The organism is Chryseobacterium sp. CS2K3, from assembly GCF_059515185.1.
In genome coordinates this window covers 403400-430007 of record NZ_JCAKRW010000002.1, presented here as the reverse complement: position 1 = coordinate 430007, position 26608 = coordinate 403400, and the positions used below count along the sequence as shown (strand labels likewise).

The 26608-nt window shown below is 34.9% G+C and carries 25 protein-coding genes; 18 read left to right on the top strand and 7 right to left on the bottom strand.

All coding sequences use genetic code 11. The features are described 5' to 3' along the window. Window positions 1-260: 260 nt before the first annotated feature. From AC5YGG_RS05160 to AC5YGG_RS05125, 8 genes are all read left to right on the top strand, one after another. Entirely contained in the window at window positions 261-1964 is a 1704-nt protein-coding gene (locus AC5YGG_RS05160) for a DEAD/DEAH box helicase (RefSeq protein WP_496143394.1), read from the top strand. Between the two features lie 152 nt (window positions 1965-2116). Next, window positions 2117-2755 (top strand): DUF47 domain-containing protein, encoded by a 639-nt coding sequence (locus AC5YGG_RS05155; RefSeq protein ID WP_065393534.1) that lies wholly within the window; start codon window positions 2117-2119, stop codon window positions 2753-2755. Between the two features lie 23 nt (window positions 2756-2778). Then, window positions 2779-3921 carry an inorganic phosphate transporter gene (locus tag AC5YGG_RS05150; RefSeq protein WP_496143393.1) on the top strand — a complete coding sequence of 381 codons (1143 nt, stop codon included), beginning with the start codon at window positions 2779-2781 and terminating at the stop codon, window positions 3919-3921. Window positions 3922-4024: 103 nt separating this feature from the next. Next, window positions 4025-4996: a polyprenyl synthetase family protein gene (locus tag AC5YGG_RS05145; RefSeq protein ID WP_496143391.1), complete on the top strand. Its 972-nt coding sequence runs from the start codon at window positions 4025-4027 to the stop codon at window positions 4994-4996. A 77-nt stretch (window positions 4997-5073) separates the two neighbouring features. Beyond that, window positions 5074-6030 (top strand): GSCFA domain-containing protein, encoded by a 957-nt coding sequence (locus AC5YGG_RS05140; RefSeq protein WP_496143390.1) that lies wholly within the window; start codon window positions 5074-5076, stop codon window positions 6028-6030. Continuing rightward, the gene (locus AC5YGG_RS05135; protein WP_496143389.1) at window positions 6027-6554 is read left to right on the top strand and encodes a DUF4269 domain-containing protein; all 528 of its coding nucleotides are present in this window, start codon (window positions 6027-6029) and stop codon (window positions 6552-6554) included. Before AC5YGG_RS05140 ends, AC5YGG_RS05135 begins: the two co-directional genes overlap by 4 nt. A 3-nt stretch (window positions 6555-6557) precedes the next feature. Beyond that, window positions 6558-7322 (top strand): TatD family hydrolase, encoded by a 765-nt coding sequence (locus tag AC5YGG_RS05130; protein WP_496143388.1) that lies wholly within the window; start codon window positions 6558-6560, stop codon window positions 7320-7322. An 8-nt stretch (window positions 7323-7330) separates the two neighbouring features. Continuing rightward, on the top strand, window positions 7331-8395 hold the full coding sequence (locus AC5YGG_RS05125; protein WP_496143387.1) for an acyltransferase family protein: 1065 nt from the start codon (window positions 7331-7333) through the stop codon (window positions 8393-8395). A gap of 7 nt (window positions 8396-8402) precedes the next feature. On the opposite strand, the gene AC5YGG_RS05120 is transcribed toward AC5YGG_RS05125, so the two are convergent. The 4 genes from AC5YGG_RS05120 to AC5YGG_RS05105 all read right to left on the bottom strand — a co-directional run bounded on the left by AC5YGG_RS05120 (window position 8403) and on the right by AC5YGG_RS05105 (window position 12259). Next, window positions 8403-9707, bottom strand: a complete 1305-nt coding sequence (locus tag AC5YGG_RS05120) for a DEAD/DEAH box helicase (protein WP_496143386.1) — start codon at window positions 9705-9707, stop codon at window positions 8403-8405. 214 nt (window positions 9708-9921) lie between these two features. Beyond that, window positions 9922-10905, bottom strand: a complete 984-nt coding sequence (gene obgE / locus AC5YGG_RS05115) for a GTPase ObgE (RefSeq protein ID WP_496143385.1) — start codon at window positions 10903-10905, stop codon at window positions 9922-9924. Between the two features lie 64 nt (window positions 10906-10969). Continuing rightward, window positions 10970-11548 carry an adenylate kinase gene (locus AC5YGG_RS05110; protein WP_496143384.1) on the bottom strand — a complete coding sequence of 193 codons (579 nt, stop codon included), beginning with the start codon at window positions 11546-11548 and terminating at the stop codon, window positions 10970-10972. A 156-nt stretch (window positions 11549-11704) separates the two neighbouring features. Beyond that, on the bottom strand, window positions 11705-12259 hold the full coding sequence (locus tag AC5YGG_RS05105) for a phosphoribosyltransferase (RefSeq protein ID WP_065393544.1): 555 nt from the start codon (window positions 12257-12259) through the stop codon (window positions 11705-11707). Between the two features lie 195 nt (window positions 12260-12454). Between AC5YGG_RS05105 and AC5YGG_RS05100 the strand changes: the two genes are divergently transcribed. Beyond that, window positions 12455-14044 carry an ABC-F family ATP-binding cassette domain-containing protein gene (locus tag AC5YGG_RS05100; protein WP_496143383.1) on the top strand — a complete coding sequence of 530 codons (1590 nt, stop codon included), beginning with the start codon at window positions 12455-12457 and terminating at the stop codon, window positions 14042-14044. A 207-nt stretch (window positions 14045-14251) separates the two neighbouring features. Here the strand turns inward: AC5YGG_RS05100 and AC5YGG_RS05095 are convergent, their stop codons facing one another. The 3 genes from AC5YGG_RS05095 to AC5YGG_RS05085 all read right to left on the bottom strand — a co-directional run bounded on the left by AC5YGG_RS05095 (window position 14252) and on the right by AC5YGG_RS05085 (window position 16440). Beyond that, the gene (locus AC5YGG_RS05095) at window positions 14252-14770 is read right to left on the bottom strand and encodes a hypothetical protein (RefSeq protein ID WP_496143382.1); all 519 of its coding nucleotides are present in this window, start codon (window positions 14768-14770) and stop codon (window positions 14252-14254) included. A gap of 76 nt (window positions 14771-14846) precedes the next feature. Next, the gene (locus tag AC5YGG_RS05090; protein ID WP_496143381.1) at window positions 14847-15773 is read right to left on the bottom strand and encodes an alpha/beta fold hydrolase; all 927 of its coding nucleotides are present in this window, start codon (window positions 15771-15773) and stop codon (window positions 14847-14849) included. Window positions 15774-15831: 58 nt separating this feature from the next. Then, window positions 15832-16440, bottom strand: coding sequence for a YrhB domain-containing protein (locus AC5YGG_RS05085; protein WP_496143380.1), 609 nt, complete (start codon window positions 16438-16440; stop codon window positions 15832-15834). 168 nt (window positions 16441-16608) lie between these two features. On the opposite strand from AC5YGG_RS05085, the gene AC5YGG_RS05080 reads away from it, so the two are divergent. The 9 genes from AC5YGG_RS05080 (at window position 16609) to AC5YGG_RS05040 (ending at window position 26582) form a co-directional block, all read left to right on the top strand. After that, entirely contained in the window at window positions 16609-17895 is a 1287-nt protein-coding gene (locus AC5YGG_RS05080; protein WP_496143379.1) for an adenylosuccinate synthase, read from the top strand. 338 nt (window positions 17896-18233) lie between these two features. Next, window positions 18234-19085, top strand: a complete 852-nt coding sequence (locus AC5YGG_RS05075) for an energy transducer TonB (protein ID WP_496143378.1) — start codon at window positions 18234-18236, stop codon at window positions 19083-19085. 163 nt (window positions 19086-19248) lie between these two features. Beyond that, entirely contained in the window at window positions 19249-20022 is a 774-nt protein-coding gene (locus AC5YGG_RS05070) for a ParA family protein (RefSeq protein WP_496143376.1), read from the top strand. A 69-nt stretch (window positions 20023-20091) separates the two neighbouring features. Beyond that, window positions 20092-20982: a ParB/RepB/Spo0J family partition protein gene (locus AC5YGG_RS05065; RefSeq protein WP_496143375.1), complete on the top strand. Its 891-nt coding sequence runs from the start codon at window positions 20092-20094 to the stop codon at window positions 20980-20982. Next, entirely contained in the window at window positions 20983-21621 is a 639-nt protein-coding gene (locus tag AC5YGG_RS05060) for a DUF5683 domain-containing protein (RefSeq protein ID WP_496143374.1), read from the top strand. It abuts the gene before it with no gap. A 57-nt stretch (window positions 21622-21678) separates the two neighbouring features. After that, on the top strand, window positions 21679-22380 hold the full coding sequence (gene dapB, locus AC5YGG_RS05055; protein ID WP_496143372.1) for a 4-hydroxy-tetrahydrodipicolinate reductase: 702 nt from the start codon (window positions 21679-21681) through the stop codon (window positions 22378-22380). 126 nt (window positions 22381-22506) lie between these two features. Beyond that, entirely contained in the window at window positions 22507-24153 is a 1647-nt protein-coding gene (gene lepB, locus AC5YGG_RS05050; protein ID WP_496143370.1) for a signal peptidase I, read from the top strand. 57 nt (window positions 24154-24210) lie between these two features. After that, the gene (locus AC5YGG_RS05045; protein WP_496143369.1) at window positions 24211-24828 is read left to right on the top strand and encodes a WbqC family protein; all 618 of its coding nucleotides are present in this window, start codon (window positions 24211-24213) and stop codon (window positions 24826-24828) included. 71 nt (window positions 24829-24899) lie between these two features. After that, window positions 24900-26582 carry a S8 family serine peptidase gene (locus tag AC5YGG_RS05040; RefSeq protein WP_496143367.1) on the top strand — a complete coding sequence of 561 codons (1683 nt, stop codon included), beginning with the start codon at window positions 24900-24902 and terminating at the stop codon, window positions 26580-26582. Window positions 26583-26608 lie beyond the last annotated feature (26 nt).

Sequence of the window (26608 nt, the reverse complement as noted above, 5' to 3'; positions counted from 1 at the left end):
ATAATAAATTTTAAAAGAAAAAAAACAGATTTTATCATTTTGTTCGAAAACTCATAAATAACTCATAAATAATCAATCCAATTTAATAAAAAAAACTATTATTTGATAAGTCGTTAATATAAGGTGTGTTTTTTTAAATTTAATTTTCAAAAAAATTAAAATACATTAAAAGATTCTGAATTAAAGTTTACATATTTAACACTTTGTTCAAAAACAAATCAAATATTTATTGTATCTTTGCAAAAATTTTAAAATAGTTAATGAATTTATTTACGGAAACCAATTTAAGTCCTGATATTCTTAAGGCAATTGGCGAACTGGGTTACGAAAGCCCAACAGAAATCCAAAAACAGACTATCCCTTTTATTCTTTCAGATATTCGCGACTTGATCGCACTTGCGCAGACAGGGACAGGCAAAACAGCAGCGTTTTCGCTTCCGATTTTGGATATGATTGACGATACGAGTCGCAAAATCCAATTATTGGTGCTTTGTCCGACACGGGAATTATGTCTTCAGATTTCTAAAGACATAAAGAATTATTCTAAGTACATGAACATCAAAACTACTGCGGTTTATGGTGGAAGTAGTATTGTAGATCAGATGAGATCTTTAAAGGATAAGCCACAGATTATTGTGGGAACTCCAGGTAGGGTAATTGACCTTATCAACAGAAAAGCGTTAGATTTTTCTGCGATTCATTGGTTAGTATTAGACGAAGCTGATGAAATGCTTTCTATGGGATTCAAGGATGAATTGGAAACCATTCTAAGCGAAACTCCGGAAACTAAACAAACTTTCTTATTCTCGGCTACGATGAATAAAGAAGTGGAAAGAATTTCCAAAAACTATCTTACAAAGCCACACCGTATTTCAGTAGGTTCTATCAACGAAGTGAAGAAGAACATTACTCACGAATATTATGTGGTAGGATACCGTCAGAAAAAAGAAGCATTAAAAAGATTAATTGATGCTAACCCTAATCAGTATTCCATTATTTTCTGTAGAACAAGAATGGAAACTCAGGAGGTTGCAGATTTCTTAATGCAGAACGGTTATGCAGCAGATGCTCTTCACGGAGACCTTTCTCAGGCTCAGAGAGATACAGTAATGAAGAAATTCAGATTGAAAAACATCGATATTCTTGTAGCGACAGACGTTGCGGCAAGAGGATTGGATGTAAACTCTCTGACTCACGTTATTCACTTCTCTTTACCTGATGATCCTGAAGTATTCGTTCACAGAAGTGGAAGAACTGGTAGAGCCGGAAAAGATGGTATCTCAATGGCTTTAATCAAGCCTGAAGAAAGCAGAAAACTGAAGCAAATCAAATCTGCTACTAAAATTGAAATAAACGAAAAATTCATTCCTACAGGCGGAGATATTATTAAAGCTCAGGTAGGAGGTGTTTTTGAAAAATTATTGACGGAACACGAAGATATTTTCGAATTTGATGATAGCTTAATTCCAGATCTAAGTAACTTTACAAAAGAAGAATTGGTGCACCAGTTGCTACAGTTCCAATTGAAAGATCTTGCTTTATACTACAAGGATAAACATGATCTTGCTGAACAGAAATTGAGCAGCAGAGATGATGATTACTCTAGAAGAGACCGTGGACGTGATAGAGACAGAGATAGAGGAAGAGACAGAGACGGAAGAGACAGAGATCGCGGAAGAGATAGAGAGCGTAGTGGAAAACCAAGAAGAAGAGATGAGAACATGGTAAGATTCTTCTTTAACCTGGGTAAAAAAGACCACTTGAAGAAACTTGATGTTTTAGATATTATTAATAAAGCTACTGCTGATGGAAAGAGCAGAAAAAGAGCAGAAATTGGTGATATCGAAATTCTAGAGAAATTCTCTTTCTTCGAAGTTGAGAAATCATTCAAAGATAATGTTTTAAGTAACATTCAATCAATGAAATTTAAAGGAAAGGACATGAGAGCTGAAGTAGCTAATTAAGTCACTTTTTATACCATACAAAACCGGCAGTAATGTCGGTTTTTTTATTTGATAATCAGTGGATAAGCGAATGTTAACAAAACTTAATGTCATATAGTTTCAGGAGCAATCCTTTTTTAGGAAATTTGCACACGAATTATAAATACTAAAAAATGGGAATTGGTAATATTTTCCACGCTTTTCAACCAAAAGATAAAATCTTCTTTGTACTTTTTGAAAAGGTAACTGAAAACCTAGTTGCAATGTCTGAAGAATTCAACGCTGGAATCAAGGATTTCGATCTTAATGACGATTCAATGTTGAAAAAAATGAGTGATTTCGAGCATAAAAATGACGAGCTTACTCATGAGATCTTCGTAGAACTGGGAAAAAACTTCATTACTCCTTTTGATCGTGAAGATATTCACACGCTGGCAACCGGATTAGATGATATTGCAGATTATATCTACGCTTCTACAAAATATATCTTCCTATATAAATCTCCTGAGATGAAAGCTTACTCAGATTTCTCTCTATTGATTCACAAAGCATGTCTTGAAATTCAGAATGCAATGAAAAACCTTAAAGGGTTCAAGAACATGGAGCAGGTGAAAGAAGCTTGTATTAAAGTAAACTCTATTGAAAATATTGCAGACGATCTGCTTTCCAATTCAATGGTTGAGCTATTCGAAACCAACGATGCTATCAACATCATTAAGGTTTCATCGGTATTGAACTATCTTGAAATCGTAACGGATAAAGCAGAAGATGTTGCCAATACAATTGAGAACATCATGATTAAATACGCCTAAAAGATAACAATACATAGCAAAAAATGGAATTTCCGATTTTACTTGTAGTTATTATTGCGTTGGCGTTAATCTTTGATTATATCAATGGTTTCCATGATGCAGCCAACTCGATTGCAACTATCGTATCTACAAAAGTTTTAACTCCATTCCAGGCTGTACTTTGGGCAGCGCTTTGGAACTTTGCAGCTTTCTTTATTGCTGCTTATATTATTGGAGAATTCAAAATTGGTAATACAATTGCCAAAACAGTTAACGAGAATTTTATCACCCTTGAAGTTATATTTTCCGGTTTGGTGGCAGCTATTGCCTGGAACCTTTTAACATGGTGGTTCGGAATTCCTTCCTCATCATCACATACATTGATTGGAGGATTCCTTGGAGCAGCTTTAATGCACGCTTTCATGATGGATTATCACGATGTAGCAGCAGCACAGCCAGGACTTGGATTCTGGGATACCGCTAAGGAAGCCATGAGCCAGGTTACCCATCAGAGTGTAGTGAAGTTTGATAAAGTAATTCCTATTTTCCTGTTCATTTTCATGGCACCGATTATAGGGATGATTATTTCGATCATTATTACATTAATCATCGTTCACCTTTACAAAAGATCAAACCCTCATAAAGCAGATAAATCTTTCAAGAGATTGCAGCTGGCTTCATCAGCATTGTTCAGTTTAGGACACGGTTTGAATGATGCTCAGAAAGTAATGGGGATCATCGGAGCTGCGGTAATTTATTATCACGTTAATATGCTTCAGGATGTACAGTATTTAGATATTCCTTCTGCAGAACGTTTTGATTATTTTGCACAGCATTATATCTGGGTTCCTTTGGTTTCATTTATTGCCATTGCTTTAGGAACAATGAGTGGAGGTTGGAAGATCATTAAAACAATGGGAACAAAGATCACTAAGGTAACTTCATTAGAAGGTGTAAGTGCAGAAACTGCAGGTGCGATTACTTTATTTATCACAGACCACTTCGGTATTCCTGTATCTACAACACACACCATTACAGGTTCTATCATTGGGGTAGGATTAACGAAAAGAATTTCAGCAGTAAGATGGGGAATTACAGTAAGCTTACTTTGGGCTTGGGTATTAACCATTCCGATTTCAGCTCTTGTAGCAGGAATCACTTATCTTATTGTAACTTTCCTTTCCTAAGATAAAAAATCACAATTATCATATAAACTTTGTCCATTTGGGCAAAGTTTTTTGTTTTATAAAGCCTCGAAAAATCGTATTTTTGTTCAAATTATAAGATTTTATGGAATTTTTAGACAGATACCAACAGATTGTTGCTGACGCCATTAATAAGTACACTTTTAAAGATAAACCTACGGAGTTATATGATCCGATGAATTATATTATTTCCCACGGTGGAAAGCGCCTTCGTCCCATTATGGTACTGATGGCATGTGATCTTTTCGGTGGAGATCTTAAACAGGCTATAAAGCCAGCTTTGGCAATTGAATTTTTCCATAATTTCACCCTGATCCATGATGATATTATGGATGAGGCACCTTTAAGAAGAAATAAACCTACTATTCATACATTACACGGTATCAATGTGGGAATTCTTTCCGGTGATGGATTGATGCTTAAAGCCTACAAGTTTTTTGAAGATCTTGAACCTGAAATTTTCAAAGCTTGTATCAGAATTTTTACGCATACAGGACTTCTTTTGTGTGAAGGACAGCAATACGATATTAATTTTGAAACTCAGGAGAATGTTACTTTTGATGATTATATCAGAATGATCACTTATAAAACCGGCGTATTAAGCGCTTCATCTTTTGAGATCGGTGCATTAATCGCAAGAGCTGACTTTAAAGATGCAAAAGCGATTTTCAACTTTGGAAAACATATCGGAATTGCATTCCAGATTATGGATGATTATCTTGATGTATTCGGAGATCAGGCTCAGTTTGGGAAAAAACATGCAGGAGATATTTATGAAAACAAGAAAACAGTTCTTTATCTGTTAGCAAGAGAACACGCTACAGATGAGGAAAGAAAAGAGCTTGACTACTGGTATTCTAAAAAGACAGATAATGTAGATAAAATCTATGGTGTTGAAAAGATTTTCAGAAGAACAAAAGTAGACGAAAAAGCACTTCGCCTGATCGAAAAACATAACGAAATCGGTCAGAGCTACCTTCAGAAAATTGATATTCCGGAAGAAAAGAAAAAACCGTTTATTGAACTTGCAAACTATCTTTTAAGAAGAGAAAGCTAAATATAAGGTTAAAAAGATGATAGGTAGTAGGCAGAAGAATTGCCTGCCACCTATTATCTGTACCTGAGAAGTATGCTATGAAATTCAGAACAGAAGTAAATATTCCAAAATCAGAGAAGAAAATTGAAATTGAAGATAGAATATTTTCAATAGGATCCTGTTTTGCCTCTGAAATGACTGAATTGCTGAAAGATGGTCAACTTCAGACCCTGAACAATCCTTTTGGTACTATTTTTAACCCTTTTTCCATTAATAATGCGATAAAAAGGCTTCATGATTCATCATTTTATGAAGAAGAGGAACTGATTACGTATAATGAGGAATACATCTCTCTGGATCATCATACCAGCTTTGATACAAGATATATTCATCAGACTTTAGACAAGATCAACGGGGCTATTGAAGAAGGAAATGCTTTTCTTCAGGAAGCGGACTGGATTATTATTACTTATGGGTCCTCTTTCATCTATGAATTTACTCCCAAGAACAAACTTGTTGCAAACTGCCATAAGATTCCACAGAAGTTTTTCGAAAAACGATTGCTTTCCCACCAGGAATTAACAGAGTCTATTTATAATACAATTCTTGAACTTAAAGATATTTGTAAGGAAGGAGTGCAAATTTTGTTCTCCGTTTCGCCAGTAAGGCATACCAAAGATGGAATGGTGGAAAATCAATTGAGCAAATCCAAGTTAATTACAGCAATACATGAGTCTATATCCATGTTTGAAGATTGTCATTACTTGCCGGTTTACGAGATTTTAATGGATGATTTAAGAGATTATCGTTTTTATAAAGAAGACATGATTCACCCAAGTACTCAGGCTGTTAATTATATCTTTGATAAGTTTGGAGATTCTTATTTTTCAGAGGATACTCAAAATTTTATTAAGGAGAATTTTAAGATTAATAAAGCATTGGAGCATAAAACCAATGATGTTAAAGATCCAAAATTCATTGAATTCAGAGAAAAACTGGAGCAGAGAATTGAAAATCAGCGTAAAAAAGTAAAACATACAATATTTCCAAAATGATTGATTTTACCCGAATTGATTATCTTAAAACCGGAAATAAAAGACAGAAAAGAGCCTACGAGGTTTTGACAAAATATAAAGTTTTTGAAAAGTTAAGACCATATTCACCTGTTTTAGCAGGAACTATTCCTATTGAAATTGATATTGAAGGAAGTGATCTTGATATTATTTGTGAAGTTGATCTAAGATTTGAAGACGATTTTTTACGGGATATAACATTGAGCGGATTGTTCCCTGAAGATACAACGGTCAAAGTAGAAAACAGTGTAATAAACGGAGAGAAAATTATTACTCTGAACTTTATGCTGGAAGATTTTCCTATCGAGATTTTTGGACAGAATAAACCTACAACTCAGCAAAACGCCTATCTTCATATGATTGCTGAACACAAAATATTACAGGAAAAAGGAGAAGAATTTAAACAAAAAATAATAGAGCTTAAAAAGCAGGGAATCAAGACAGAGCCGGCATTTGGAATGTTGATGAACCTTGAAAAACCTTATGAAGATCTGTTGAAACTATAAGAAATGATTGATACACATACACATTTATACGCAGAAGAATTTGATGAAGATAGAAAAGAAGCTATTCAGAGAGCTTTAGATAAAGGTATTTCTGAATTTTATCTTCCTGCTATTGATTCAGAATCACACGAAAAAATGTTACAACTGGAAACAGAATATCCGGGACAGATTTTTTCAATGATGGGGCTTCACCCTTGCTATGTAAAGCCTGAATCCTGGGAAAAGGAATTGGAAATTGTGAAGAATTATCTTGACCAGAGAAATTTTCCGGCAATAGGAGAAATCGGAATTGATCTGTATTGGGACAAAACAACGTTGGATATTCAGGTAAAAGCTTTTGAACAGCAAATTGATTGGGCTATAGAAAAAGATCTTCCCATTGTGATTCATACAAGAGAAAGCTTTGATGAAACGTTTGAAGTTCTGGAAAGAAAAAAACACCCGAAATTAAGAGGTATTTTTCACTGTTTTTCAGGAAATCTGGAACAGGCTCAGCATGCTATTGATCTTAATTTTATTCTGGGTATAGGTGGAGTAGTGACCTTCAAAAACGGGAAAATTGATCAGTTTTTAAATGAAGTTCCTTTAGATAAAATAGTTTTGGAAACCGATTCTCCTTATCTTGCTCCGGTTCCGCACAGAGGAAAAAGGAATGAGAGCTCTTATCTTGATCTTGTGGCAGGAAAGCTGGTGGATATCTATGGTAAAGATTTTACTGAGATCGATAGAATTACGACGGAGAATGCGAAGAAACTTTTTGTTATCTGACAGATAATATGAAAATGCTGCCTAATATTACTTCACTGAGGTTTTTCCTTGCTTTACTGGTTGTAATTTTTCATATTCCCCAGTTCTTTGACAATAGAGGTCTACCTACCTTTTATGAATTACCTTTGTTTAATAAAGGGCGCGAAGCCGTATATATGTTTTTCTCTTTAAGTGGGTTTCTTATTATAAGACAGTTGTTTGAAGAGAAAAAGATCAGGGGTAAAATAGATCTGAAAAATTTTTATATCAGAAGAATACTCAGAATCTTCCCTTTGTACTATCTGGTAGCCATTATAGGTCTGTTATACTATAATATTATTCTTCCCAACGCAGGGTTTGATTTTACACGCAACTACAATCTGTGGGAAGGGATTGCGCTTCTGTTTACTTTCTTTCCTAATATTCTTTCTGCTTCCGAACCGGGAGGGATTCTTGAAATTCTTTGGTCTATAGGAATAGAAGAACAGTTTTATCTTCTGATTGCTCCTCTTATTTTGTTGATTTCTTTAAAAAACATAAAAGCATTCTTACTTATTTTTACCATTCTATTTATTGGGCTATATCATATGCCTGGTTTTGAATTTTTAGATGAATATAGAATGATGTTCTTTTATTTTTCGTTTGCCGGATGGTGCTCTTTATTAAAGTTTAAACTCAATAAATATTTAGGAATTCTTCAGATTGGAAGTTGTATTCTTGTACTGATTTACTTTACAACAAACCTTTTTATCAACAATATGTCTGAATTTCAATATAGAGTATTCAGTACAATCTTATTCGGTTTTTTCCTTATTTTCTTTACTCAAAAAAAGATCAGTTTCTTTGAAAATAAAAAACTGATCTATCTTGGTAAAATTTCTTACGGAATATATATGTATCATACTATTGTAATGCAGCCCGTAGGGTTCATATTGCTTAAGCTAGTAGCTAAATACAATGTAAACGACTATATAGTCATTATTTTAAGCTATCTTACAATTCCATTGATCACAATATTGGTAGCTCATTTTTCATATCAATACTATGAAAAAAGATTTCTTAACTTAAAAAGCAGATATAGAAATATATCTTAATAAAATTTTATTTTTTTCTTGTAAAATTCTTATTCTTAGGTTTCTTAAATCCAACAGAAGCCGTAGGAGAAGGCTTTTTCTTGTTTTTATTTGGTCCTGAATTACTGTTATTTGTCGTTTTTGGCTTTTCAGCTCGGGGAGCCATAGGCTTATTATTAGAATCTCTTTTTTGAGCCACCAAGTCATCCGTATGGAAAGGATGGTTTTTAATAACAGGAATCTTCTTTCCGATAAGCTTTTCCGTATTCTTTAAATTTAAAAGATCAAGCCCGTCTACAAAAGAAATCGAAGTTCCTTCAGCACCCGCTCTTCCTGTTCTTCCGATTCTGTGTACATACGTTTCAGAAACATCAGATAATTCAAAATTGATAACGAATTTTAATTCATCAATGTCAATTCCTCTTGCTGCAATGTCTGTAGCTACAAGAACCCTTGTTTTTCCTGATTTGAAATTATTCAGGGCGTTCTGTCTTGCATTTTGAGATTTATTACCATGAATTGCTTCTGCTGAGATCTCATCTTTTTGAAGCTTTCTGGCAATCTTATCCGCACCATGTTTCGTTCTTGCAAATACCAGTACCGATTCTGAAATATCATTTTTAAGAATATGAGATAATAAATTCAGCTTATTATCCTTCTCTACAAAATAAACGGACTGTTTGATAGTGTCAGCAGTAGAAGAAACCGGAGTAACCTCTACCTTTACCGGATTATTTAAGATAGAATTAGCAAGCTTCTGAATTTCCCCAGGCATGGTTGCTGAGAAAAATAAAGTCTGCCTTCTCTGTGGTAAAAGTTTAATGATTCTTTTTACATCATGTACAAAACCCATATCAAGCATTCTGTCAGCTTCATCAAGAACAAATATTTCAAGATTTTTTAAGCTGATAATCCCTTGAGCAATGAAATCAAGAAGTCTTCCCGGTGTAGCCACCAGAATATCAACTCCTTTTTTCAAAGCAGCTTCCTGGTTCCCTTGTTTTACCCCTCCAAAGATCACAAGTTCTTTTAATGGAAGATATTTACCATAAGCATGAATATTTTCCTCAATCTGGATCGCCAACTCTCTGGTTGGTGTAAGAATTAAGGCTTTAATATTCTTATTTGGAATTTTATTTTTAGATAAATTTTGTAAAATTGGAATAGCAAATGCCGCAGTTTTTCCTGTTCCCGTCTGTGCGCAGCCTAAAAAATCTCTGCCATTTAAAATTTCAGGAATTGATCTTTCCTGAATGGGGGTTGGAGCTGTATATCCCTGTTCCTGGATTGCCTTAGCAATAGGTTCTATTAAGTTTAAGTCTGTAAAATTCAAATGAATTATTTTAAAATTTAAATAAAAATTCCCTCGGTTTGAAAGAATTACATTCTGCAAAGGTAGGTTAAAATTTTAAGAGTTGTATTTCAAGGTTGAATAACCTTAATTATACTTCTATTAAAAGGAATATTGAAATATATAGAATTTATAACAAAAAATAAAGAGAAGCAATAAAGCCTCTCTTTTAATTATATTTTATAATTGGATTAAATTATCCATGTAACTGCTTCCAGATAGCATCCTTCAATTCCACAAGCCCTTCACCTGTTACACCAGAGAAGAATAATGGTTGTTTGTTTTCAGGGAACTCTGCCGCAATTTCTTTTTTCAATTCGTCATCCAAAAGATCAGATTTTGAAACGGAAATAATGAAATCTTTATCCAGAAGTTCAGGATTGTATTCCTTTAATTCATTTTCAAGAATCTTAAACTCCTGGAAGTGATCTTCAGAATCAGCAGGAATTAAAAATAAGAGAATTGAGTTTCTTTCAATATGTCTAAGGAATCTGTGTCCTAATCCCTTTCCTTCTGCTGCCCCTTCAATGATTCCAGGGATATCAGCCATTACAAATGATTTGTAATTTCTATAATCAACAATCCCAAGGTTAGGAGTTAATGTAGTAAAGGCATAGTTTGCAATTTTAGGCTTAGCTGCAGAAACAGAGGCTAATAGTGTGGATTTTCCTGCATTTGGAAACCCAACTAATCCTACATCCGCTAAAATCTTAAGCTCGAAAACAACATAGCCTTCCTGACCATCCATTCCGGGTTGAGCATATCTTGGAGTCTGATTAGTAGAAGATTTGAAGAATTCGTTTCCTCTTCCTCCTTTTCCTCCTTCCATCAAAATGATTTCCTGTTTATCTTCAAGAATCTCGCCGATAATTTCTCCTTCTTCATTTTTAGCGATAGTTCCGATAGGAACATCAATATAAATATCAGAACCATCAGCACCGGTAAGCTGGTTTTTTGCTCCGTTTTCACCACGTTCTGCTTTTATGTGACGGGTATAACGAAGCGGAAGTAAAGTCCATTCCTGAGCATTTCCTCTCATGATAACGTGACCTCCACGACCACCGTCACCACCATCGGGACCTCCTTTAGGAATATACTTTTCACGGCGAAGGTGGGCAGATCCAGCACCTCCGTGTCCGCTTTTACAATGGATCTTTACGTAATCTACAAAGTTAGACATATAGTATTTGTTACGAGTTGCGAGCTACGGGACGAAAATACGAATCCCGTATCCCGAATCTCGATTATTTAATTTTCTCTACTTCAGCAAAAAGTTTCTCAGAGATTTCGTTAATTTCTCCTACACCGTTTACTTCAACATATTTACCCTGTTGTTTATAAAGTTCGGCTACTTCTGCTGTTTTAGTATAATATTCTTTAATTCTGTTTTCGATGATCTCTACATTGCTGTCGTCTGATCTACCGCTGGTTTCACCTCTTTTTAAAAGTCTTTCAACCAAAATTTTATCCTCAACGATTAATGAAAGACAAACGTCGATCTCATCATTCAGTTCTTCTTTAACGATTTTTTCCAAAGCTTCTGTCTGAGCAGTTGTTCTTGGATATCCATCAAAAATAAAACCGTTGGTATCAGTAGGCTTTCTGATCTCATCAATCAGCATATCTGTTGTTACCTGATCCGGAACCAATTCTCCCTTATCGATATAAGACTTAGCTAATTTCCCAAGTTCAGTGTCATTTTTCATGTTGTATCTGAAAAGATCACCTGTTGAAACCTGCTTTAAGTTGAATTTTTCGATTAGATTCTGAGCTTGTGTTCCTTTTCCACTTCCTGGAGGGCCGAACAGAACAATGTTTATCATAATTTTGATTCGCTTCCGGCAGTTGGCATTTTGCTCTCAGCGCTTGGCTTTGGGCGAACTGCTTTTTTGCTTTTAGCTTTATTTAGTTAATATTTTACTTTTATTTCAATTTAATATTTAAAGCTAATAGCCAAAAGCTAGAAGCTAATAGCCATATTAATGGTTGATTTGTCCGTCTGCTAATTGGTATAAATTAGGTAGATTTCTTCCCAACTCATCGTAATCCAATCCGTATCCAAGTACAAATTTATTTGGAATTTCTTTTCCGATATAGTCCAATTTGAAGTCTTTCTTATAAATCTCAGGCTTCAATAAGAAACTTGCTAGTTTTACTGACTTAGGACGCTGTGTTTCCTTGAAATATTTGAAAAGACTCTCAACTGTATTTCCTGTATCTACGATATCTTCCACAAGAATGATGTGACGGTCTTTTACATCTTTAGTAAGCTCCATTTTCTGATAAACGATCCCTGTAGATTCAGTTCCTACATAAGAACTCATTTGAATGAAGGCAATCTCGCATTCACCCGGATAATATTTCAAAAGGTCGGAGAAGAACATGATCACCCCATTTAATACACCGATGAAAACAGGAACTTCATCCTTGTAATCTTCATAAATTCTTAATGCTGTCTCTTTTACAATTTCCTGAATTTCGGCTTCCTCTAAATAAGGGACGAAAGTTTTGTCGTGAACTTTAATACTTTCCATAAAATTTTTAGTAGGAGGCAAAGTTACGGAATTTTGATTTTTCAATAAAATCTTTTTGTGTTTAATCCGGGATTTATACTATATTTGTTCTTTCAAAACCCAAAAATACAGACATGTAGGATATAATTTCTTTCAGATTTATTAAAGCAGTAGCGGATGAGTTACTAGTGTTTAACCATTATTAAGAAAGAAATCATGATTTTACTTCAAAATATGTCCTTTGGGTTTCCGGGAGGAAATCTGCTATTTAATCATATCAATTTAACGATACAATCTTATACAAAATCCGCGCTTGTGGGAAGCAACGGCATGGGGAAATCTACCTTGCTGAAAATTATTGCTAATGAATTACAGCCTTTAGAGGGAAACATACACATTCAGGGAGATCTCTTTTATGTTCCTCAGATGTTTGGGAATTTTAATCACTTAACCATTGCTGAATGTCTTAGAATAGATCAAAAGCTTTATGCCCTTGAAAAAATTACCAATGGAGAAATTGATGAAAAATACTTTGACATTTTAAATGACGATTGGGAGATTGAGGAACGTTGTCAAAATGCACTCAAATACTGGGGTCTTCAGAATTTTGATTTAAATCAAAAATTGGAAGGGTTAAGCGGTGGGCAAAAGACTAAGGTTTTTCTTGCTGGAATTCAGATTAACGAACCGGAGATTATTATTCTTGATGAGCCAACGAATCATCTTGATCAGGAAGGGAGAAAACTTCTTTATGAGCTTATTGATAAAACAAATGCCACAATACTGATGGTAAGCCATGACAGGATTTTATTGAACCTTGTGGATACCATATTTGAACTGAGCAACCATGGAATTGCAACCTATGGTGGGAATTTTGATTTTTATACAGAACAAAAAGAAATTGAAGAAGGCGCATTACAAAATGATATTCAAGCGAAAGAAAGAGCACTGAAAAAAGCGAAAGAAAAAGAAAGGGAAACATTGGAACGAAAGCAGAAACTCGATGCAAAAGGTAAACAAAAGCAGGAAAAATCCGGGGTAGCGAGAATTATGATGAATACCCTGAAAAATAATGCTGAAAAAAATACATCAAAGCTAAAAAGTATACATGCTGAGAAGATTAGTGGTATTTCCGGAGATTTGAGAGAGTTGCGCTCTTCACTGAGAAATTATGATCAGATGAAAGTAAATTTTAATGATTCTGGCTTACATTCCGGTAAAATTTTATTGTTTGCAGAGAATATTAATTTCAAATATGGAAATGAAAAGCTATGGAAAGAAAATATTGATCTGGAAATTCGTAGTAGAAACAGAATTTCTATTAAAGGCTCAAACGGATCAGGAAAAACAACATTAATACAACTTTTGCTGGGAAAAATAAGACCATCTGAAGGAAATATTCATAAAACAGATTTCAACAGTATTTATATTGATCAGGAATATTCTTTAATCGATCCCGAGGCTTCTGTGTATGATTTTGCCCAAACTTTTAATGATAATGCCATACAGGAATCTGAGATAAAAACATTGTTGTCCCGATTTTTATTCGGAAAAGAGAGCTGGGATAAGAAATGTGGTTTTCTGAGCGGTGGAGAACGTTTAAGACTTCTTTTGTGCGGGCTTTCGATCAGTAATAAAGCTCCGGATATGATCATTCTTGATGAGCCGACGAATAACCTTGATTTGCAGAATATTGAAATCCTGACTCATTCCATTAAAGATTATCAAGGAACACTTCTGATAATCTCCCACGATGAAGTTTTTCTGAATGAGATTGGAATTGAAAGGGAAGTGGTGTTGAAATGATCTGTTTTCTCAGGAATCACACAGGTTGCGCAGAAATGTGTGTATTAATCAGCAAAATTCGCGAGATATTATTTTGTTTTCAATGAGATCAATTCAATAGGAGCGGGCATTAATCCGTTTATTTTAAATAACAAAATCCCATTGGCTTTAGCATAAACCTAAAAAACAAACCCCGGAAATGGACTTCCGGGGTTTTATTTCATAAAATTATCTCTTCGTTTTTTTGATAGCATCAAGATAAATCTTCTTAATACTATTCTTTTCCTCCTTTTCGCTAAGATTTTCAAGCGTGGGAAGTAAAGTAATATTGTGTGGCGTTTTCAGCTTAAGAATTTCTCCTAAAGCAAAAGCAGCACTCCATCGTACAACAGTTCCTTCATGATCGGTATTCGCTAAAAGGTTGGTAATAGCTCTATCCAAATTTTCTGTGAATAAATGTGCTGTATTACCAATTACCTTAGCACTTTCCCATTTTATTCTCGGAGCTTTTTCAGTAAGAGTATTCGTTACGAAAGCAAATACAGGTTCATCAGCAAGATTGGGATTCTGTTTTGTGGCATATTCTATTGCTTCTATACAGGTTCCTTTTACAGGATCTTTTGTTTTTTCAGCGAAGGCTATCAGTTCGTCTGTAGGGAGGGACGTATCAATAATCCATTTACTTACGATTTCCGTTTTTTCCTTTGCTTTTGTTGTCTTGTCTTTGAAAAGTTCTTCTAGGGTCATGGTAATTAATTTTTGTTTTTTCCAGCGTTCTAATTTAGGAATTCCTTTCGAAAACTTTATAAAGCTGCAAAATTCTTTAATGCTTTAAAATCCAATGACAGATTTCATTTAACACCTGTTCCCGTATCTCTTCATTAAGAATTTCATGACGCATTTCCGGATAAATTTTAATCTCTACATCCTCAAATCCATCAGCCTTTAAATTGTTGGTTGTAAGTATGACTCCCTTACTGAAATCTCCTATCGGATCATTTTCTCCGCTTACAAATAAGAATGGGAAGAATTTGCCAATAGAAGACGCCCAGTCTCTTGAAGTAGCTCTTTTATAAATTGTAAACAGCGTATAAAAAGCATTGTGAGTGAAGGGAATTCCACAGAGTTTATCCTGTTCAAAAGCTATTCTGTTTTTTGGATTAATGCTGAGCCAGCTTGTATCACCAAAGTCTTTATCCTCTTTAAAATGCTTATTGTTGACCTTTGTAAAAACAGAATTCAAAAAAGTGCGATGACGGGGTGCTAGAAGATTAGCGAATGATAAGTAAGCTCTTAAAAAATCAATTCCCGGTAAAGGACCTCCTGTTCCGGTAATAATGGCTCCAGCAAATTTCTTACTAGCCCTCTGAAGAAGACAACGCGTAATGAAAGATCCCATCGAATGCCCCAAAATAAAATGCGGAACATCGGGATATTGTTCTGAAAGATGATCAGCCATCATTGCTGCATCAGCAATAAGTCTTTCATCCGGTTTCTCAAGTTGAAAAAATCCGATATCATTTTTTTCTTTTACAGACTTTCCGTGTCCTAAGTGATCATAAGTCAAAACAGCAACTCCATGATGGGCAAAATATTCTGCTATTTCTGCATATCTTCCGCTGTGCTCCTGCATTCCGTGGACGATAAGAAGCGTGGCTTTTACTGTTTCTGGCGAAAATAGAGTGTGAAACAGCTGAGATTCACTATTGATATTTGAAGATAGGTATGCAGATACTTTGGAAATTGGCATAATAGCTTGTTTAAATGCTTATCAAAGATACGTAATAAAAAAATCTTTATTAAGCATCTTAAGAAAGTGTAAAATCACAATATGGATAATCATTAATCACCTCAATAAGAACATCCGGTAAAAAATTGGAAAAGCTATTGCCCAGATTGACCGGGAATTTTTCAAATTTCTTTTCTAGCTGTTCCCTATTATAATAATGAGATGAATAGTTTTTGTTTTCATCAATAAGATGATATCGAATCTTATTGTTCAAAAGTAGTGAGATAAAACCTTCTATATCATCTTCGTGGAGCTTTTTGATAATTAGGTTGTAACGTATATTACGGGAATAATAATCATTCCATATATCATAATCTTTATAGAATATTCTTATTATCCTTTCCTTATTCAGCTTAGTAATTATATCTATTCGTGCCCTTTTATCTCCCCACGCGCTTCCATAGCTTATAATTCTTCCATCTTTTTTTATAATAAACATGGGACCTTGCCCAATAAGCATATACCTTTCATCTTTTGTTTCCAGATATTTTTTAGATTGATAAGAGAATAAAAAAACATCGTCAAGATCCTCTGCATATTCTTCTACAATATCAATATGATCACCAATATTCTTTAATAAATATTCTCTGGCTACTGTAATATAATCTTTGTTGGGATTGGGCTGCATTAATAATTTTTTATAGTACAATAATACAGAATAAATCTTATTGCTAGTTTGTTTTTTTAACATTAAACCTCATGATTTTCACCCCATCCAAAAATAAATTTCCACTATAATTTGGCTGTCATTTTTTTTCAGAGTAATTTTGCACGAATCTTAAAACAAAAGTAAAATATGTCAACTTATGTAGTTGTAGGTCTTCAGTATGGAGATGAAGGTAAAGGTAAAATCACAGATGTTTTATCTGCAAAATCAGACTATGTAGTGCGTTTCCAGGGAGGAGACAACGCTGGTCACACGGTATATGTAGGTGAAGAAAAATTCGTTTTACACCTTCTTCCTTCAGGAGTTCTTCAATGCAAAGGGAAATGTATCATTGCAAACGGAGTAGTGGTAAACCCTAAGTCTTTTATTAAAGAAGTTGGTCAGATCGAGAGCAAAAACTTGAGAACAGATCACATTTTTATCAGCAGAAGAGCGCATGTTATCATGCCTTACCACATCCTTTTGGATACTTACCGTGAAGAGGAACACGGAGGAACTCAGATCGGAACAACCAAAAAAGGAATCGGACCTTGCTATGAAGATAAAATTGCAAGAGTAGGAATCAGAATGGTTGACCTTTTAAACCCTGAAATTTTAAGAGATAAAATTGAGAAAAACTTAAAAGTTAAAAATTCTCTTTTTGAAAAATATTACGGAAAGCCAGCTTTAGACGTTGAAGAGATCTATAACGAATATTTAGAAATCGGAAAACAGCTTCAGGACAGAATTGTTGATACTGAATTAGAACTAAACGAAGCGATCAGAGAAGGTAAAAACGTATTGTTCGAAGGAGCGCAGGCTTTAATGCTTGATATCGACTTCGGTACTTATCCGTACGTAACTTCATCTTCTCCATCTACAGGAGGTGTTTGTTCAGGAGCAGGAGTTCCGCCTACATCACTTCAAAACCTTATCGGTGTTGCAAAAGCTTACTGTACAAGAGTAGGAAACGGACCTTTCCCATCTGAATTAGACAATGAATTAGGTGAAAAGATCAGACAAATTGGAGGTGAGTTCGGAGCAACTACAGGGAGACCGAGAAGAACAGGTTGGTTAGATCTTGTTTCTTTAAAGCATGCTTGTATGATCAACGGGATCAATAACCTTGTAATTACTAAATTAGACGTTCTTACAGGAATTGAAAACCTTAAAATCGTTACCCACTACAAAACTGAAGACGGAAAGATTATCGATTACTTTACTTCGTCAACAGAAAAGTTATACAATTATGAGCCAATCTATCATGATTTACCAGGTTGGGAAGAAGATATCACAAAAGCTAGAAGCTATGATGAACTTCCTGCCAATGCTCAGAAATATATCGAGTTTATTGAAGAATATTTAGGAATCAATGTTTACTTGGTTTCTGTAGGACCAGAAAGAAGCCAGAACATTATCAGAAAAGAATTATTCTAATACGCTTAGAAAATAAAATAAGAAAGAGACCATCAAAACTGATGGTCTCTTTTTTTGTTTGCTATTCATGTTAAGATTTTAAACCTTGACATGGATAATTTAAACCTGGCATAGACGTCTCTATATTATTGCGTTTTTGTTTTTCTAAAAAAAGTCTTGTTTTTTATGATATATTTTAAATTCTAAAATGTTAAATTTTAAACATTATCATAAAATTTTCTAATATTATGTTGTTTTGATAAAATTTTGGCAGATGTTTTGATATTGAAACATTGCTTATCGATAAGAACTAATAAAACTAATAATCACTTTTTTTAACAGTTTAAATAGTAATAGTGATGAAACACATGAACCAAAACCAGGAATTTCGCTTCAACGAAGTTCTTTTTGAGCATCGTAATAAAGAATATGGTGCTTATGCATTAAGAAACGAATCAGATAGAATATTAACCAAAGCACTTTTTGTAGGAGTGAGCTTATTGGCAGCAATTTCAATTACTCCATTTGCTATTTCAGCATTTAAAACAGAGCCTGTAACAAAAGAACCGGAAGGAGTTATTATAGGCTTTATGCCAGAGACTCCAGATGTACCGGTTACTCCACCTGTGACGATTGCACCGGTAAAACCTGCAACCGCTCCGAATACAAAAACATTTGACAGCACAGTTCCAACACCATCAAGGGATGCTCAGGACAATGTGAAAAAAGATCCTACCCCTGATGATGCAGTAGCAGGCTTTACAGATCATTTTAAAGGGGATGTTGTAGCACCCAATACTCATGTTCCAACAACTGCGCCTGTAGGAAATGGACCTGTAATCAATACACCGCCGCCAGCAATCCAGGTGCCGGTAGATAAAAATATAATTGTAGACGAAGGAGATCTTGGAGTAGAAGCCAATTTTAATGGTGGAATAGACTCTTTCAGAAATAAAGTAATGAACAACTTCGATGCTTCTGGATTTGAATCAGAAAACATTGTAAAAACTACGGTTACCTTCATTGTAGAAATGGATGGAACAATCTCAGGGGTAAAAGCTAATGGAACCAACGCCGATTTTAATAATGAAGCGGTAAGAACAGTGAAGTCTATTTCCAACAAAGGAAAATGGATTCCTGCCAAAAACAAAAAAGGAGAATTTGTAAGAAGTTACTTCAAATTTCCAATCTCCATGAAGTTTGATAATTAATATCGAAACTCAAATTTTAATAGTTATCCACAAAGAATTTTTTTTGTGGATAATTTTTTTTATAGTTAAATTGCTTATTAACAATATTTTAACTCAATTTTGATTTTAGCCATTCATCGAGAGCAAAGAAAAAAGTGTATTTTTGAAACTTAAAGTTCTAATAATGGCAAAAATCATAGGTATTGCTAATCAAAAAGGAGGTGTTGGGAAAACTACCACCGCTGTAAATTTAGCAGCAGCATTAGGAGTATTGGAAAAAAGAATATTAATCATCGATGCTGACCCTCAGGCAAATGCAACGTCTGGGTTGGGAGTGGAAGATGTGCAGTATTCCACATATAATCTTTTGGAGCATAGTGCAGATACAAGAATTTGTATCAAAAGAACAGCTACTCCAAACCTGGATATTATTCCGTCACATATAGATTTGGTAGCAGCAGAGATCGAATTGGTAGACAAAGAAGATCGTGAATATATGCTGAAGAAAGCACTGGCTAGTGTAAGAGATGATTATGATTATATCATTATAGATTGTGCACCGAGTTTAGGGCTTATTACAGTAAATGCGCTTACAGCAGCAGACTCTGTGATCATTCCTATCCAATGTGAGTATTTTGCATTAGAAGGACTTGGGAAACTTTTGAATACAGTGAAGAATGTTCAGAAAATCCATAATAAAGATCTTGGAATAGAAGGTCTTCTTCTTACTATGTATGATAGCAGATTAAGACTGTCTAATCAGGTCGTGGAAGAAGTAAACTTACATTTCCCTGAAATGGTTTTTGAAACAATTATTAGCAGAAACGTAAGATTAAGCGAAGCGCCAAGCTTTGGAGAAAGTATCCTGAACTACGATGCCGAAAGTAAAGGAGCGGTGCAGTATATTCAGTTAGCTGAAGAAGTTCTTTTAAAGAACGAAAATTTAATAAAGAATTAAATTAATCAATAAATGGCAAAAAGTGAATGCTAGCCATCACTTATCAGACATCATTTATCAATTATATCTATGAAGGACAAAAAAAGAGCTATGGGACGCGGTTTGGGCGCCATTTTAAGTGCAGAATCCAAAGCAACTATCAATTCAGCTACTGATGAGGGAGCAGATAAGTTTGTGGGAAATATTGTAGAAGTTGCGCTTGAAGATATCTATCCGAATCCGACGCAGCCGAGAACTTATTTTGATGAAAAAGCATTAAACGAACTAGCTCAATCGATCAAAAACTTAGGGGTAATCCAGCCGATTACCTTAAGGAAAGATGGTGAGAAGTTTGAAATTATATCCGGGGAAAGACGTTACAGAGCAAGTAAAATTGCAGGGTTACAAGCAATTCCGGCATATATCCGTTTGGTGAATGATCAGGAACTTCTTGAGATGGCTCTTGTTGAAAACATTCAGAGAGAAGATCTCGATGCTATTGAAATTGCTTTGACGTATCACAGGCTTTTAGAAGAAATCGGGCTTACTCAGGAAAACCTTAGCCAGAGAGTAGGAAAGGACAGAAGTACAATTACCAACTCAATTAGGTTGTTAAGACTGAATCCGGATATTCAGAATGCTATCAGAAGCGGAGAAATCTCAGCAGGACACGGTAGAGCAATTATCAGTATAGAAAGTGAAGAAGATCAGCAGGTTTTATTTGAACTGATCATCAAGGAAAAACTAAATGTTCGCCAGGCTGAACAGGCTGCTGCTGCATTGAAAAATCCAAAGTCGCCGGCTGCAAAAAAAGTAAATGCCGAGCTATCTAACAATTATAAAAGAGCACAGAAGACAATCGCTGACATCCTGGATGTAAAAGTAGAAATAAAAACTTCTGGAAACGGTAAAAAAGGTAAAATTGTTCTGGATTTCAAGAATGAAGAAGAGCTGGAATATATTTTATCCCACATTAAATAAATGAAGAAAATATTTTTCACATTTTTCTTGTGTATCACGGCATTGGTCTATTCACAAGTTGCACCTATGGATACAGTTCGGGTAGAAAAAACTCAGAAAGAGGAATTTCCTGCTGTAAAACCTGGAAAAACAGAATCAAAGATCATTTCCGATCTGGAGAAAGCCAACGGTCCCACAAAGAAAACAATAAAACTGAACCCTACCAGAGCAGGACTATACTCAGCAGTATTTCCCGGATTAGGACAGTTCTATAATAAAAAATACTGGAAGATTCCCATTGTATGGGGAGCTGTAGGAGCAGGAGTAGGTATTGCTGTATGGAATGATAATCAATACAAAAAGTACAGGGAATACTATATTGCCAAACTGAACGGAACACCCAACGAATTCGTAGACAGCCATCCGTGGTTAGATAAAAAAGCTTTGGGGAATGCACAGGACAGATCAAAAAGACAAAGAGATTATGCCATTGCCATTACAGGATTGATCTACATTTTAAATATCGTAGATGCTGTGGTAGATGCACACCTTTATGAAAGCCGTCATGATCCCGATCTTACTTTTAAACCGTCAATGATTCAGGATCAGTATGGATATGACGCTCCAAAAACAGGATTTAGTTTAAGTTATAGATTTTAATATAATAAATACATCAGACCGAAAGGCAGTATGTTACAATAAAATAAAAAAGATTACATGAAAATAGCATTAGTTGGTTACGGTAAAATGGGTAAAATCATTGATGAGATTGCACAGAAGAGAGGACATGAGGTAGTGGCACGCTTAAAGGAAACTCCAACTGCTGAGAATCTTAATAATCCTGATGTTGTAATCGAATTTTCATTGCCGGAAGTGGCGTATGATAACATCAAGGCTTGTCTTGAAAACAAAATCCCGGTAATCTGCGGAACCACAGGCTGGCTGGAGAAAAAAGAAGAAATAGAACAATTAGCTGTAGAAAATGATACAGCTTTCCTATACGGATCCAATTTTAGCTTAGGAGTAAATTTATTCTTTGCTTTAAACGAAAAGCTGGCTGATCTTATGAAAAACGTAGATGAATATTCTTGCCAACTGGAAGAAATTCACCACATTCATAAAAAAGATGCTCCAAGCGGAACGGCAATTTCTATAGCGGAAGGAATTATCAATAATAATCCGAAATTCGATGCATGGAAATTAGAAGAAACGGAAGGCAAGCAACTAGGTATTTTCGCAGTTCGTGAAGATGAAGTTCCGGGAACTCACAGCGTTTATTACAGAAGTGAAGTAGATGAGATTGAGATCAAACATACCGCTTTCAACCGAAATGGATTTGCATTAGGAGCTGTAGTCGCTGCCGAATGGATCAAAGATAAAAAAGGAAACTTCGGAATGAAAGACGTTTTGGGGCTTTAATTTGTAACAAATTCTGTAAATTGCAGACCAATAACAGAAAATGATGAATAGTAAATTGTAGATAGCAGAACGCTGGAATCATTTATTACTCATCATTTATATATTTAGAATAGGCACAAAAAATTTATGAATTATTTTTTAACTTATACAGTCTATGTTCTCATCTTATCCGTATTGATGGGAATTTCAACTTGGAAGCTGTTCAAGAAAATGGGGTATAATCCTCTATTTGCATTTATACCGTTCTACAACTATTTTATTATTTTAAAAGAAACAAAACACCCGAAATGGTGGGCAATCCTTTCATATCTTCCGATTGTAGGTCCTATCATGATGTCTGTTTTTCATCTTTATCTAATGAAAAAGTTTGGAAAAACCCTTTTCAAAGATCAAATCCTTACAGTGCTTTTGCCGTTTATCTATATGGCAACTGTAAACTATTCTAAAGATGTAGAACTGGAAGACGAAAATGCAAATGACCTGTTTCTTACAGATGAAGAGAAAGAGGCAAAGAAGAAAGATACCTTTCTTGGTTCCATTACATTTGCCGTGGTTTTTGCAACCATTATCCATGTTTTTGTAACACAGCCGTTCGGGATTCCTACAGGATCTATGGAGAGAACATTATTGGTGGGAGACTTCCTTTTCGTAAACAAATGGAGCTATGGATACAGACTTCCAATGCGTCCCGTAGCAATACCTTTCCTTCAGGGAACCATTATGGATACAGGACAGAAAGGAAATCCGAAAGACGATCCAAAGTCTTATGTAGACGGAGTAAAACTGCCTTATACAAGAATTTTACAATTCAATAAGCCACAAAAAAATGACGTAGTTGTTTTCAACTACCCTCAGGATTCCGTTCATACAGCAATCGATAGAAAAGATCCTTACGTAAAAAGATGTGTTGCCACAGCTGGTGATACTTTCGAAATGAGAGCCGGAAGACTTTTTGTAAACGGAAAACCTGAAACCGTTTTAGGAGATCAGGAAGTACAGCACAGATATATTGTAACTACAGGAAGCCAATTGGATATTCCTTCATTATACAATACATATGGATTCTTACCAGTTCAGGAAATACAGACTGATAAAGGATATCTATATGCTTTCCAGGGACTAACTGATAAAACTGCCGCTGAAATTAAAGGTCTTTCTCAGGTTATCGAAATGAAAGAAGACGTTTCTCCAAAAGGAGAAGCAGCTATTGCTTACAAAGATGATCTAAAAACCAAAATTGATACAACACAATCTATCTTCCCTGTTAATAAACCTTGGAATGGAGATTGGTACGGTCCGGTACGAATTCCGAAAAAAGGAGATGTTGTTGCCATCAATAACGAATCTCTTCCAATGTATCAGTGGATTATCTCCGAATATGAGCACAACAGCTTAGAGAAAAAGAACGGGAAAATCTTTATCAACGGAAAAGAAGCTAATCAATATACTATTCAGCAAGATTATTATATGATGATAGGGGACAACAGAGATGCTTCATTAGATGCAAGATTCTTTGGTTTCGTTCCGGAAGAAAATATTGTTGGAAAACCAATGTTCACATGGATGAGCCTTCAGGGAGCTTTCGCAGACAGCAGTTCTACTTATCAGGCTCCGTTCAAAATTCGTTGGGACAGAATGTTTAAAGCAACAAACACGGGAGAAGCTAATAAAACTTCATACTGGTGGATTGCTGCAATGATTTTAATCCTGTTCTTCGGCTGGGAATATTTTATGAAGCTATTCAAAAAGAAAAAGTCTGAAGACGAAATATAAAAAAAATTAAACCTAAAATAGAATGAAGTATTTGAAAAAATACTTCATTTTTGCATTATGAATATGAAGAATGTTTTATTGCCGGTATTTTATATGCCACCGGTTTCATGGTTTTCAGTGTTTTTAGATGCTGAAAATGACGTTGTATTTGAACAGTTTGAAAACTTTCCAAAGCAAACCTATAGAAACAGAGCCAATATCTATGGAGCTAACGGAAAACTATCCCTTATCATTCCTATCAACCATAACGGAAAAAGAGAAATGAAGGATATTGAGATTTCATACCGTGAAGATTGGAGAGGTCTTCATTGGAAATCAATCAAAACTGCATACCAGAGTTCGCCTTACTTCGAGTATTATGAAGATAAGTTCAAAAAGATTTTTGACTTAAAAGAAAAGTATCTTTTAGATTTTAACCTTAAAGGGATAGAAGTAATCCAACAGATATTGAAAACAGAAAAGGCACACTCTTTGAATGAAGAATATATCAAAAATCCGGAAGCAGTCGATTACAGAGAAAAGTTTTCAGCAAAACTTCCTTCAGCATTTGAAATGGAAAGCTATTATCAGACTTTCTCCGATAAATTAGGATTTTTGGAAGACTTATCGGTTTTAGACCTGATCTGTAACAAAGGTCCTGAATCGCTTGTTTACATAAAAAATATAAAACATTAATATAAGATCGTCACTGGCAAAACTTTAAAACAGATGACGATTGCATATGACTTTAAAACAAATATCAACATATGAAAAAGGTATTATTAGCTGCAGTTTTTTTAGCAGGTTTCGGTTTCTCATTCGCGCAGGAATCAAAAGCTAAAAGTATTGATCCAAAAGAAGATAAAGATCTGATGATGTGGTATCATAAAGACTTTACCACTTCAAAAGTATATGGTGTAAATACAGAAAATGCATATAAATATCTGGAATCAAAAGGTTTAAAGCCAAAAACGGTAATCGTAGGAGTTTTAGATAGTGGAGTACAGGTAGATCACCCGGGATTGGTGAAGAATATGTGGTCTAACCCTAATGAAATACCAGGAAACGGAAAAGATGACGACGGAAACGGATATATCGATGATATTCACGGATGGAATTTTATCGGTGGGAAAAACGGAGATATCGACATTGATAATATGGAAGTAACAAGAGTTGTTGCTAAATATAAACCTGTTTTTGAAGGTGATGATTCCACAAAAAACAAAGCCAATCAGGCTAAAATGCCGGAAGAATTTGCAATGTATATGAAGGCAAAAGAACTTTTTAGTAAAAAAAGTCTTGAAGCTCAGCAAAACTTCCGTACCTATTCTATGATCAACGAACTGATTCCTAATATGGTAAAACTTTTAGGAGGAAAATCTGTAACCGCTGAAAATATTGCTGCCATTAAGAAACCTACAGATCAAAGAGACGCAATTGCGCTGGAAGTGCTGGGTAATATCTCTCAAAGTTCCGACTTTAAAGGAAAATCTTCTGAAGAGTTTGAAAAACTGATCAGAAAAGATATGAAAGAAACGATTGAGCATTATGCCCCTGCGGCAAAACAATACGATCTTTCTTATGACCCAAGAAAAGAGATTGTAGGCGATAACTACGATGATTATTCGGAAAAAAGCTATGGTAACAATCATTATGAAGGACCTGATGCAAAACACGGTACACACGTTTCAGGGATTATTGCCGGACTTCCTCAGGGACAGGAAATACAATATGGTATTGCTTCCAGAGTAGCAAAAATTATGACTGTAAGAGCTGTTCCTAACGGTGACGAAAGAGATAAAGATGTTGCAAACGCTATAAGATATGCTGTAGATAACGGAGCAAAAATTCTGAACATGAGCTTTGGTAAGCCTGTTTCTCCAGGTAAAAGTGTAGTTTGGGATGCATTTAAATACGCTCAAGATAAAGGCGTACTTTTAGTGAAAGCTGCAGGTAACGAAAACGAAGACGTAGCTGAGCATTTAGCATATCCTACCAACTTTAAAAATGTTACAGATGAAAAACCATTTGTAAATAACGTGATCGTTGTAGGAGCAAGTACAAATGATAACAAGGCACTTAGAGCAGATTTCTCTAATTTCAATAAGAAAATGGTAGATGTTTTTGCCCCGGGTGAAAGAATTTATTCTACCGTTACAGGAAGTAAGTATGAATACTTAGACGGTACATCAATGGCTTCTCCTGTGGTATCTGGAGCAGCGGCAGTTCTGTTGGCTTATATGCCGAACTTAACACCGGATCAGATTATTGAAACACTTGTAAAGAGTAGCAATGCAAATACAGAAAACGGATTTACAGACCAGTCTCGCGCTGGTGGTGTTATAGATTTGAAAAAAGCTGCTGAATATGCTTATTCTCATTTTTATAATGATAAAACAGTTAAATCTAAAAAACCAGTCAGACCTGTAAAAAAGGCTACTTCAAAATAATAATTTAATTTGCATATTATAAAACT

What these genes read in the sequence shown, in the direction of transcription:
- AC5YGG_RS05160 (WP_496143394.1), top strand. Translation starts at nt 261, where the DNA reads ATGAATTTATTTACGGAAACCAATTTAAGTCCTGATATTCTTAAGGCA.
- AC5YGG_RS05155 (WP_065393534.1), top strand. Translation starts at nt 2,117, where the DNA reads ATGGGAATTGGTAATATTTTCCACGCTTTTCAACCAAAAGATAAAATC.
- AC5YGG_RS05150 (WP_496143393.1), top strand. Translation starts at nt 2,779, where the DNA reads ATGGAATTTCCGATTTTACTTGTAGTTATTATTGCGTTGGCGTTAATC.
- AC5YGG_RS05145 (WP_496143391.1), top strand. Translation starts at nt 4,025, where the DNA reads ATGGAATTTTTAGACAGATACCAACAGATTGTTGCTGACGCCATTAAT.
- AC5YGG_RS05140 (WP_496143390.1), top strand. Translation starts at nt 5,074, where the DNA reads ATGAAATTCAGAACAGAAGTAAATATTCCAAAATCAGAGAAGAAAATT.
- AC5YGG_RS05135 (WP_496143389.1), top strand. Translation starts at nt 6,027, where the DNA reads ATGATTGATTTTACCCGAATTGATTATCTTAAAACCGGAAATAAAAGA.
- AC5YGG_RS05130 (WP_496143388.1), top strand. Translation starts at nt 6,558, where the DNA reads ATGATTGATACACATACACATTTATACGCAGAAGAATTTGATGAAGAT.
- AC5YGG_RS05125 (WP_496143387.1), top strand. Translation starts at nt 7,331, where the DNA reads ATGAAAATGCTGCCTAATATTACTTCACTGAGGTTTTTCCTTGCTTTA.
- obgE (WP_496143385.1), bottom strand. Translation starts at nt 10,905, where the DNA reads ATGTCTAACTTTGTAGATTACGTAAAGATCCATTGTAAAAGCGGACAC.
- AC5YGG_RS05110 (WP_496143384.1), bottom strand. Translation starts at nt 11,548, where the DNA reads ATGATAAACATTGTTCTGTTCGGCCCTCCAGGAAGTGGAAAAGGAACA.
- AC5YGG_RS05105 (WP_065393544.1), bottom strand. Translation starts at nt 12,259, where the DNA reads ATGGAAAGTATTAAAGTTCACGACAAAACTTTCGTCCCTTATTTAGAG.
- AC5YGG_RS05100 (WP_496143383.1), top strand. Translation starts at nt 12,455, where the DNA reads ATGATTTTACTTCAAAATATGTCCTTTGGGTTTCCGGGAGGAAATCTG.
- AC5YGG_RS05095 (WP_496143382.1), bottom strand. Translation starts at nt 14,770, where the DNA reads ATGACCCTAGAAGAACTTTTCAAAGACAAGACAACAAAAGCAAAGGAA.
- AC5YGG_RS05090 (WP_496143381.1), bottom strand. Translation starts at nt 15,773, where the DNA reads ATGCCAATTTCCAAAGTATCTGCATACCTATCTTCAAATATCAATAGT.
- AC5YGG_RS05085 (WP_496143380.1), bottom strand. Translation starts at nt 16,440, where the DNA reads ATGCAGCCCAATCCCAACAAAGATTATATTACAGTAGCCAGAGAATAT.
- AC5YGG_RS05080 (WP_496143379.1), top strand. Translation starts at nt 16,609, where the DNA reads ATGTCAACTTATGTAGTTGTAGGTCTTCAGTATGGAGATGAAGGTAAA.
- AC5YGG_RS05075 (WP_496143378.1), top strand. Translation starts at nt 18,234, where the DNA reads ATGAAACACATGAACCAAAACCAGGAATTTCGCTTCAACGAAGTTCTT.
- AC5YGG_RS05070 (WP_496143376.1), top strand. Translation starts at nt 19,249, where the DNA reads ATGGCAAAAATCATAGGTATTGCTAATCAAAAAGGAGGTGTTGGGAAA.
- AC5YGG_RS05065 (WP_496143375.1), top strand. Translation starts at nt 20,092, where the DNA reads ATGAAGGACAAAAAAAGAGCTATGGGACGCGGTTTGGGCGCCATTTTA.
- AC5YGG_RS05060 (WP_496143374.1), top strand. Translation starts at nt 20,983, where the DNA reads ATGAAGAAAATATTTTTCACATTTTTCTTGTGTATCACGGCATTGGTC.
- dapB (WP_496143372.1), top strand. Translation starts at nt 21,679, where the DNA reads ATGAAAATAGCATTAGTTGGTTACGGTAAAATGGGTAAAATCATTGAT.
- lepB (WP_496143370.1), top strand. Translation starts at nt 22,507, where the DNA reads ATGAATTATTTTTTAACTTATACAGTCTATGTTCTCATCTTATCCGTA.
- AC5YGG_RS05045 (WP_496143369.1), top strand. Translation starts at nt 24,211, where the DNA reads ATGAATATGAAGAATGTTTTATTGCCGGTATTTTATATGCCACCGGTT.
- AC5YGG_RS05040 (WP_496143367.1), top strand. Translation starts at nt 24,900, where the DNA reads ATGAAAAAGGTATTATTAGCTGCAGTTTTTTTAGCAGGTTTCGGTTTC.